Annotated in this window: 5 protein-coding genes; 4 read left to right on the top strand and 1 reads right to left on the bottom strand. The window is 52.0% G+C overall.

Going from position 1 to position 5478, the window contains the following annotated elements; translation table 11 throughout:
* Nucleotides 1-134: 134 nt before the first annotated feature.
* Both WAO31_RS06220 and def read left to right on the top strand, forming a co-directional pair.
* Nucleotides 135-1343, top strand: a complete 1209-nt coding sequence (locus tag WAO31_RS06220; protein WP_509591542.1) for a MinD/ParA family ATP-binding protein — start codon at nucleotides 135-137, stop codon at nucleotides 1341-1343.
* Nucleotides 1344-1352: 9 nt separating this feature from the next.
* Entirely contained in the window at nucleotides 1353-1853 is a 501-nt protein-coding gene (gene def / locus WAO31_RS06215) for a peptide deformylase (protein WP_509591539.1), read from the top strand.
* Here the strand turns inward: def and WAO31_RS06210 are convergent.
* Nucleotides 1850-3682, bottom strand: a complete 1833-nt coding sequence (locus WAO31_RS06210; RefSeq protein ID WP_509591536.1) for an AMP-dependent synthetase/ligase — start codon at nucleotides 3680-3682, stop codon at nucleotides 1850-1852. The two genes, def and WAO31_RS06210, sit on opposite strands and share 4 nt — an antisense overlap.
* Nucleotides 3683-3825: 143 nt before the next feature.
* Between WAO31_RS06210 and WAO31_RS06205 the strand changes: the two genes are divergently transcribed.
* Nucleotides 3826-4776: an ROK family protein gene (locus WAO31_RS06205; protein ID WP_509591533.1), complete on the top strand. Its 951-nt coding sequence runs from the start codon at nucleotides 3826-3828 to the stop codon at nucleotides 4774-4776.
* Nucleotides 4777-4820: 44 nt separating this feature from the next.
* Nucleotides 4821-5478, top strand: a 658-nt coding sequence (locus WAO31_RS06200) for a lysophospholipid acyltransferase family protein (protein ID WP_509591530.1), incomplete at its 3' end; no start/stop codon positions are given.

Raw genomic sequence — 5478 nt, 5'->3', positions numbered from 1 at the left:
AGGCTTGCTATTTCGGGCACCCAGGCAGTTGAAGCCGGGGATCTAATTATCGAAATAGAGCTCAGTTAGCGCCTATTAGTCTTCTGCTTTAGAATTAGGCGAGCAATTTACCGGGGGCTAATTTAGGAGTTTTCTTGGCAAAGAAAAAAGACGCGCGTTTTGAAGAAGAGGGCACCGGTCTGGGTGAATCAGCTCCAGAGGTGGACCCTGCAAACTTTGACGTTGACGACAAAGCCGATTCCGACGTTTCAGAAGAAATCGATCTTTCTCCAGCCACCTCGTCTATAGCGATAGTTTCTTCAACCGAGACGACAGTTGAGGTTGTTGAGCAAGAGCAGCCTGTCGAGTCAACCAAATCACGCTACTCGCGCAAGGACAGCATCCGAGGCGAAGTATTCGATGAGCCGGAACCGGCTGCGATGCTCACTGCCGATCGACTACTTGATGACTCCGCAAAATTTCGTCCGGCACCAGAGTCCGGTTGGCGAAAACTCGCTTACTACCTAACCCTCAAGCTTTGGAACCCGGGTGATTCCCCCAAGATCAAGGCACGTAAGGCCATGGATGCACGAATCGGTGCCGTCCTAGAAGGCGGAGCAAAGTTCATACCCGTTTTGACCCGTAAGGGTGGAGTGGGAAAGACCACAATCTCCACTCTTCTTGGAATGGCAATGGCCCAGGTCCGTGAAGACCGAGTAATTGCAATTGACGCCAACCCGGACCGTGGAACTCTGGCTGAGCGCGTTAGTAAATCAACCCGTTTTACCGTTCGGGACGTTGTTAATCGCGCTGCAGCTATTGACGGCTTTAGTGAGTTTTCTAACATGGTTTCAAGAGACGAGACCCGACTTGATGTTCTGGCATCCGATGCCGACCCTATGCTTTCGGAAGCATTTGACGAGGGCGACTACAACGTGGTTGCCGACATGGCCGCTCGCTACTACTCGATTGTTATCACCGACTGCGGTACCGGAATCGTGCACTCCGTTATGCGCCCGACACTTCAGCGTGCAAATGCAGTGGTAATTATTTCTGGTGGTTCGGTCGATGAGGCAAGACTGGCTTCTGAAACACTCACTTGGTTGGAAGCCAACGGCTACGGTGAACTGGTTAGAAACTCAGTTGTTGCTCTAAACACGGCAACCCAGGCAACGCAGCTAGTCAAGCTCGATGAAATCGAACAGCACTTCAGAACTCGCGTGCGTTCGGTGATTCGAATCCCTTACGATCCAGCTCTTGCTGCCGGTTCGGTAATCAAGTTCAACGAACTAAAGAAGCCAACTCGTGACGCGGCTCGTCAGCTAGCCTCCGAGGTTATTAGCTCAATCATTACGCCACTTTAGAAGAAGGCCATGACGGTTCGTGAGATAAGACTGTTTGGCGATCCGGTTCTAAAAACCGCCTCTGAGTCAATTGGCGAGATAACTGCGTCGGTTAGATCGTTGATTGAAGACCTTGAGGCAACGACGCAACTTCCAGGCCGAGCGGGAGTAGCAGCAAACCAAATTGGTGTGAATCTTCGAGCCTTCGCCTTTCATGTCCAGGGTGAAGTTGGGCACCTGGTCAACCCCGAGGTTGTCGAGTTCTCCGGAGAAGTTGTGGTTCTAGACGAGGGTTGCCTGTCCCTTCCAGAGATCTGGGGCAAGACCCCAAGACACAGCAAGGTTACGGTCCGAGGCACTAACGTTTCGGGCGAGCAAGTTGAAATTGAAGCCGAGGGATTACTCGCTCAAGTCATGCAACACGAAATCGATCACCTGGATGGCCTGGTTTACCTCGATCGGCTAGCGGGAGAAGCCAGAAAAGAGTGCATGGCAGCACTTCGGGCAACCAGTTGGTTTATGCGCGACTAATCTTCAATCTTTACGGCTTCAGATGTGGTCGGTGCTCCTCCGTAAATCTCGTCAATTATTGGCGCAAAATCCCGCGCGACTATTTCTCGCTTGATTTTCATTGAGGGAGTCAGGTGTCCGGATTCTTCGGTGAGCTCAGTCTCAATAACGGCAAACTTCTTTATTGCCTCAGCGTTTGAAACTGTCTCATTTACTTCGTCGACTTTTCGCTGAAGCTCGGCCAGCACAGCCGGGTTCTTAGCAGCCTGGGTAAGGGTGAGATCCGACTTTTGACCCTTGTTGCCAAGCCATACCGGAAGCATCTCCGGGTCTAGTGAAAGCAGCGCAGCAACAAACGGTCTCTGGTCACCTATGACTACGGCCTGGGCGATGATTGGGCTTGCCCGAAGTGGATCCTCTAGAGCGGTAGGGGCAACGTTTTTGCCTCCTGCAGTAACAATCAACTCCTTTTTGCGACCGGTGATTGTAATAAAGCCCTGATCGTCAAGCTCACCGATGTCGCCAGTTCTAAACCAACCATCTTGAATTGCGGTTGCGGTAGCCTCGGGATTTCTCCAGTAGCCCCGAAGAACGTTGGAGCCCTTCAGCAGAATCTCACCATCGTCATCGATCTTTACAGCGCAGCCTGGAAGTACCCTTCCAACCTTGCCGATCTGGGCATCGCTGGGCCTACCAATCATTGCGGGAGCGGAGGTCTCTGTGAGGCCATAGCCTTCCAGCACAATGAGTCCGATTGAGCGGAAGAAGTGTCCCAGGCGTTCTCCAAGCGGTGCGCCGCCAGAGACTGCGTACTTAACATTTCCTCCCATGGCAGCACGTAGTTTTTTGTAGACCAGAGCGTCAAATACCCGGTGCTGGAGCTTCAGCGAAAAGGAAGGGCCCTTCTTGGAGGCTTGAGCCCTTGAGTAATCGATAGCCACTTGAACGGCCTTGCGGAAAATGTTTCCTTTTCCGCCGGCTTCGGCTTTCTGTTCTGCCGAGTTGTATACCTTTTCAAAGACGCGAGGAACTGCAAGTAGAAAGTGCGGCTTGAACGATTGCATTCCAGCGGCAACTGTCTTGGTGTCGGGTTGGTGTCCGACCTTAATTCCTCCGTGCACACAGAGAATCGAAATGAATCTCGCATAGACGTGGGCAAGTGGCAAAAACAGAAGTGTTGCCTGACCTTCTTTCACAACTTCTGGAAGCTCAAGCTGAGAGTTTCTCGAAAGATCAACAAAGCCCCGGTGCAGTAGCTCGCAACCCTTGGGCTTGCCGGTCGTTCCTGAGGTATAGATGATTGTTGCCAAATCATCCAGGCCTCGAGAGCTTCGGGCTTTATCGACTTCCTCAAGAGTCACGTTCTTACCCAGACTCACGAGCTTTAATAGTGAGTCATCATCTAATCGCCAGACCTGCTTAACAGAGGGAGTGTTTTCCTTAATTTTTTGATACCTGGCCTCGTGCTCTGCAGTTTCAACTATCAGTGCCACCGAGTTTGAATCAGCTAGCACCCATTCAATCTGAGCCGGAGCACTGGTTTCATAGATGGGTACCGAAACTGCACCTGCGAACCAGAGAGCGAAGTCAACCAGGGCCCATTCGTACCTTGTTCGACTCATTATCGCGACCGCATCACCGGGTCTAATACCGGAAGCTATGAATCCGCGGGCTAGGTCTCTTACTTGGTCCAAAAACGCCTGAGCGCTAACCTCTCGCCAAACTCCCGGAGTATCTTCGACTCCATAAAGAGCAATGTTTGGGGTGGCGGATACTCTTTGGAGCAACAGGTCCGTGATGTTTTCATGGCTTGGTGACTCAACCAGGCTCGGTAGCTCGTAGGATCTCATGGCTGCTCTCCGTTATCTCGCGATTTGGCACAACTATAGCCAAAAGGCCTCGCTCCAAGGGAGTTTTTCTCTAAGCCTCGAGTCTTTGGCGGGGTAAACTTCGTACTTGGTTGTTTTTTAGGCAGTTTTCGTTAGGGCTAGGCATGCACTCAGTAGGAATAGACATCGGTGGAACCAAAATCGCCGGCGCCCTGGTCGATGACGCCGGAAACATTATCGAAGAGCTCAGAGTTAAGAGTCCAATTACTGATCCTGGCGACATGGTTGAAGCCATTGCCTCGGTCATCGATCAGCTCACCTCGGGTCAAGAAGTCGTTGGCGTTGGAGTTGCGGCAGCTGGCTTTCTAAGCGCCGATCGAGAGATCATGTTTCACTCCCCGAACATTGAGGCTTGGCGGAATGAACCGCTAAAGTCCAGAATCCAAGACAAGACCTCTTATCCCGTGCTTTTGGAAAACGATGCCAATGCCGCCGGTTGGGCAGAGTTCAGATTCGGCGCGGGAAAAAACGTATCGTCGATGATCATGCTCACCATCGGAACCGGAGTTGGGGGAGCGGTTGTTACCGAAGGGCAACTACTCAAGGGTGGCTTTGGAATAGGCGGCGAGTTAGGTCACGTTGTGTTGACACCGGGCGGTCGGAAGTGTGGCTGCGGACTCAAGGGATGTATCGAGACTTACGCTTCCGGTACAGCTCTTTTGAAGGCTGCCCAAAAACTTGCCGAGTCCACTGATTCTTTGGGAGACGGTCTTAGAAAACTCAATTCCGATTCCGGCACTTTGACCGGTGAACAGGTATATCAGGCGATTATGGAAGATGATCCCGGTGCTCTCGGTTTGATTTCTGAACTCGGAGAGAATCTCGGGATTGCCATTGGGTCATTATTTGTTCCGGTGCTTGACCCGGAGCTTGTAGTGGTGGGCGGAGGAGTGAGTGCACTTGGTGAAAGACTGCTTGAGCCCATGCGGGTCGGATACTCCAAATCAATACCTGCCAAGGGCTATCGCCCAGAGCTATCTATTGTAAAGGCGCAGTTTTTGAACCAGGCAGGGCTTATTGGAGCGGCTGATTTAGCTCGCCTGAGCTTTTCCTAGCTTCCGCTATAAACTAAGACTTTTGGTTGGCCTAAGGAGGACTCATGACGTATTTCATTCTGAAGACGTTCGTGCTGGGTCCTCTGCTGCGCTTCATTTTTAGACCCTGGGTTCGAGGTGTCGAAAACGTCCCTACCTCGGGAGCTGCAATTCTGGCATCGAACCACCTATCATTTTCGGACTCAATATTTCTGCCACTGCAGTGTCCTAGACCTGTGGTGTTTTTGGCAAAAAGTGAATACTTCACCGGCCGCGGACTCAAGGGCTGGCTGGTCAAGATTTTCTTCAAATCAACCGGACAGCTTCCAATTGACCGCTCCGGGGGCAAAGCCTCCGAGGCTGCTCTAAACACCGGACTCGGTGTCTTGGAGCAGGGACAGCTTCTTGGAATCTACCCCGAGGGAACTAGGTCTCCAGATGGAAGGCTATACCGGGGGCGAACCGGTATCGCGCGTATGGTGCTCGAAGCCAAGGTTCCGGTGATTCCGGTTGCGATGATCGACACCGAAAAGGTCCAACCAATTGGTAAGCGCCTGCCGCGGGTTAGAAGAGTTGGGATTGTCTACGGCAAGCCGCTTGATTTCTCCAGATTCGATGGCATGGAGGGCGACCGAATTGTTTTGCGCGCGGTCACCGATGAGATTATTTACGAGCTCAAGAAAATAAGCGGCCAGGAGTATGTAGACCAGTACGCCTCAACAG

Origin of the sequence: Rhodoluna sp. (genome assembly GCF_049276775.1) — a bacterium.
GTDB lineage: Bacteria > Actinomycetota > Actinomycetes > Actinomycetales > Microbacteriaceae > Rhodoluna.
This window is presented reverse-complemented; position numbering and strand designations above follow the sequence as displayed.